Below are 4025 nucleotides of genomic sequence, written 5' to 3'. Positions count from 1 at the left end.
CAGTTCGCGCGGTGTCGTGAAGGCCGTGTGCGCTGCGGGACTGATGCACTTCTCGTGGGCCGGAACGCCACGATAGCGTGCGATCTCCTCACTCACCTTCGCCGCCGGGAGCACGCCACCCACGCCGGGTTTCGCCCCCTGGCTGAGTTTGAGGGAGATCGCCTTCACGTGGTCGTGAGCCGACTTGTCGGCGAACTCTGCGGGGTCGAAACGTCCGTCGCGGTCGCGCGTCCCGAAGTACCCGGATCCGATCTCCCAGACCAGGTCGCCACCACCGTCGAGGTGATACGGTGTCAGCCCGCCTTCGCCGGTGTCGTGGGCGAACCCGCCTCGGGCCGCCCCACGATTCAACGCCCGGATCGCATTGGCGGACAGAGCGCCGAAACTCATCGACGAAACGTTCAGCAGCGACATCGAATACGGCCGGCTGCAGTCGGGCCCTCCGATGTCCACCCGCGGTGGTTCGTCGGGTTCGGCCGCCGGCACTGTCGAGTGAACGAGATACTCGTACCCGACCTCGTAGACGTCGCGTTCGGTGCCGAACGACAACTCGCCGTGAATTCCCTTCGCCCGCTCGTAGACGACGGTGCGCACGTCCCTGTCGAAGGGGCGGCCGTCGAAATTCCGCTCGACGAAGTACTGCTGGAACTCCGGGCGCACACTCTCGAGCAGATACCGCATGTGGCCGAGCACCGGATAGTTGCGCAGCACCGAATGCCGGCGCTGCACGAGATCGTAGATTCCGACCACCGACAGGAACGTCAGAAGGGCGACCAGCACCCACCAGCCCCACCCTCCGACTGCGGCGATCACACCGACCAGAACCAGAGTCAGGCCCAGGAAACCGACGAGGAAGAACCGCAGCACGGTTCACCTTCTCTCCGCCTGTCCGGCGGGTCTCACATGTCGAGCGGCAGCTCAGTGGGAACCGCGACGCTTCTGCTGCAGCTTCGCGAGCATCTCCTTGGCCTTGCGCTGATTCTCCGGCTTGGCCGCCTCACGCCGGACGACCTGGATCGCCTTGACCGCGGCGGCGCTCTTCATAGCCTTACCGAACATTCCCATCGAGCACTCCTCCGTGTGTCATCAGAACTGGTACTTCCACGATACGGATGCGGGAACGCCGAGGAGTAGTCGCCGTCGGCGACACGGGCAGTTCCCGTGGAACTGCCCGTGCGCGCGATTCAGTTCGGTGCATCGACGATGCGGCTGTTCGGCAGCTTCCAGCCCGGCCGCGGGAAGTGGCAGGTGTACCCGTTCGGGTAGCGCTGGAGATAGTCCTGGTGCTCGGGTTCGGCTTCCCAGAAGGTGCTCGCGGGAGTCACTTCGGTGACCACCGTGCCGGGCCACAGACCGGACGCCTCGACGTCGGCGATGGTGTCCAGCGCGACCTGCTTCTGCTCGTCGTCGAGATAGAAGACGGCCGAACGGTAGGATGCTCCGACGTCGTTTCCCTGCCGGTTCACGGTGGTCGGATCGTGGATCCGGAAGAAGAACTCGAGCAGTGCCCGGTAGTCGGTGCGTGCGGGGTCGTAGACGATCTCGACAGACTCTGCGTGCCCCGGATGGTGGCGGTAGGTGGGGTGATCGTTCTGCCCACCGGTGTAACCGACCCGTGTCGACACCACCCCGGGCTGCCGCCGGATCAGCTCCTCCATGCCCCAGAAGCATCCGCCTGCCAGGATCGCCGTGCGTGTATCGGTCATTACGCCTCCTCGGGAGGTGGAACCGATACGAGGGTCGCGGCATTCCCGGCCCGCACCCTGTTCGTGGTCAGAGCACGAACACCGCCGCCCGCTCGGCGAGGTCGAGGACGGGTTGCGGCAGGATGCCGAGCAGCACCGTCGCCACCGCCGCGAACGCGATCGCGGCGCTCGTCGCCACGGTGGAGGTCGCGAGCTGCGGGGCGTCGGCGGTCGGCTCGGTGAAGAACATCAGCACGATCACCCGCACGTAGAAGTACGCCGCGACCGCGCTGACGAGCACACCGACGATCACGAGTGGAGCCGCGCCTCCCGCGATCGCGGCACCGAAGACCGCGAACTTGGCGATGAACCCGCTGGTGAGCGGAATGCCCGCCAGTGACAACAGGAACAGTGCGAACGCCCCTCCGAGCAGCGGCGAGCGCCGTCCGACGCCGGCCCACCGCGACAACTCCCACGCCTCGCCGTCCGGGTCGCGGACGAGCGTCACCACGGCGAACACACCGACCGTCCCGATGCCGTAGACGAGCAGATAGAACAGCGTCGAGGACACTCCGGACGCAGTGCCGGCGACGACGCCGGTGAGCACGAATCCGGTGTGGCTGATCGCCGAATACGCGAGCATGCGCTTGATGTCGTTCTGCGTCACCGCCAGGACCGCGCCGACGACCATCGTCGCGATCGCGACGGCCCACAGGATCGGCCGCCACTGGTCGGCGGAACCGGGGACCGCGACGTAGAGCACGCGCAGCAGGGCGCCGAACGCGGCGATCTTCGTCGCGGCGGCCATGAACGCGGTGACGGGGGTCGGGGCCCCCTGGTAGACGTCCGGGGTCCACGAGTGGAAGGGCACCGCTCCGACTTTGAACAGCAGGCCGACGGCCAGCAGGCCCACCCCGACGAGCGCTGTGGTCTCGTTGCCCGCACCCGTGTCGATCGCTGCGGCGATACCTCCGAAGTGAACAGTGCCGGCGTAGCCGTAGAGCATCGCCACCCCGTACAGGAAGAACGCCGACGAGAACGCTCCCAGCAGGAAGTACTTCAGCGCGGCTTCCTGCGAGAGCAACCGTCGGCGCCGCGCGAGCCCGCACAGAAGGTACAGCGGCAGCGACAGCACTTCGAGTGCGACGAACATCGTCAGCAGGTCGTTCGAGGCGGGGAACACGAGCATCCCACCCACCGCGAACAGCAGGAGCGGGAAGACCTCGGTCCGTGCGCCGCCCGCCGCGAGTGCCTGTCGTTCGGCGGCGGTACCCGGGATCGCCGACGCCTGAGGTGCGAACGCGTCGAGATGCGCACCGACCGCCGTGCGGGGAACGGCGTGTGCACGAGCCGGTTCGATGCTGCGTTCCGCGACCAGCGCGACCGACAGCAACGACACGATCAGGACCGAGCCCTGCAGGAACAGCGCCGGGCCGTCGATGACGACCGCCCCCGACAGGGTGGTCGCGCGGGTTCCGGCGAGCATCACGACCGCGACGAACGCCGCCACGAGCGCGACCGTCGTCAGGACCACGTGGGCGGGATAGCGCGCCGAGGCCGGCACGAAGGATTCGACGAGTACGCCGACGACGGCCGCGGCGAACACGATCAGGATGGGCGCGATCAGGCCGTAGTCGATCGCCGGGGCGGGGAGGGACGCAGCAAGAACGACGATGCCCTCGGAGGGGTTCATTCGGCTTCACCTTCCTCGGAACCGTGGGCCGGAACGTCACTCTCGGCGATCGGACGCTCGGCGGGCACCACCGGCTCCGGCCGGGAGATGTCGATCGAGACGAGCGTGTCGTCGACTGCGGGGGTGATGACATCGAGCGCCGGTTTCGGATAGATCCCCAGTACGAGCAGCAACGCGAGCAGCGGCGCGACCACCGCGATCTCCCGCGGCACGAGATCGGAGAGCCTGCGTGTGTGCTCGGCGCCGTCGTCCCCGTCGTGGTCCCGGCCGGGTAGGCGCACGGGGCCTCCCATCATGCGCTGATAGAGCCACAACACGTAGAGCGCGGACAGCACGAGCGCCAGCGTCGCGATCACCGCCGCCACCCGATAGCGGGGATAGGTGCCGACGAAGACGAGGAATTCGCTGACGAACGGGGCGAGCCCGGGCAGGGACAGGGTCGCCAGCCCGGCGACGAGGAAGGTCCCGGCGAGGACCGGCGCGATCTTCTGTACGCCGCCGTACGCCGCGATCGTGCGGTCGCCGTGCCGCGAGACGAGGAATCCGGCGATGAGGAACAGTGCGGCCGTGGAGATTCCGTGGTTGACCATGTACAGGGTGGAGCCGGCCTGCCCCTGCGCCGTCAGCGCGAAGATACCGAGGACGAT

The 4025-nt window shown here is 67.7% G+C and carries 5 protein-coding genes; all 5 read right to left on the bottom strand.

Going from position 1 to position 4025, the window contains the following annotated elements; translation table 11 throughout:
* On the bottom strand, window positions 1-867 hold an 867-nt coding region (locus tag R1101_RS0117705; protein ID WP_016934695.1), incomplete at its 3' end, for a glutamate synthase-related protein.
* A 51-nt stretch (window positions 868-918) separates the two neighbouring features.
* The gene (locus R1101_RS30715) at window positions 919-1059 is read right to left on the bottom strand and encodes a hypothetical protein (RefSeq protein WP_167352073.1); all 141 of its coding nucleotides are present in this window, start codon (window positions 1057-1059) and stop codon (window positions 919-921) included.
* Window positions 1060-1184: 125 nt separating this feature from the next.
* Complete coding sequence (gene msrA, locus R1101_RS0117695; protein ID WP_016934693.1) at window positions 1185-1706, bottom strand: peptide-methionine (S)-S-oxide reductase MsrA; 522 nt, start codon at window positions 1704-1706, stop codon at window positions 1185-1187.
* Between the two features lie 67 nt (window positions 1707-1773).
* Window positions 1774-3378 (bottom strand): NADH-quinone oxidoreductase subunit NuoN, encoded by a 1605-nt coding sequence (gene nuoN, locus R1101_RS0117690; RefSeq protein ID WP_016934692.1) that lies wholly within the window; start codon window positions 3376-3378, stop codon window positions 1774-1776.
* On the bottom strand, window positions 3375-4025 hold a 651-nt coding region (locus R1101_RS0117685; protein WP_016934691.1), incomplete at its 5' end, for a proton-conducting transporter transmembrane domain-containing protein. The genes R1101_RS0117685 and nuoN, both read right to left, overlap by 4 nt.

Source organism: Rhodococcus sp. R1101 (assembly GCF_000278445.1).
GTDB classification, from domain to species: domain Bacteria; phylum Actinomycetota; class Actinomycetes; order Mycobacteriales; family Mycobacteriaceae; genus Rhodococcus; species Rhodococcus gordoniae.
This window is presented reverse-complemented; position numbering and strand designations above follow the sequence as displayed.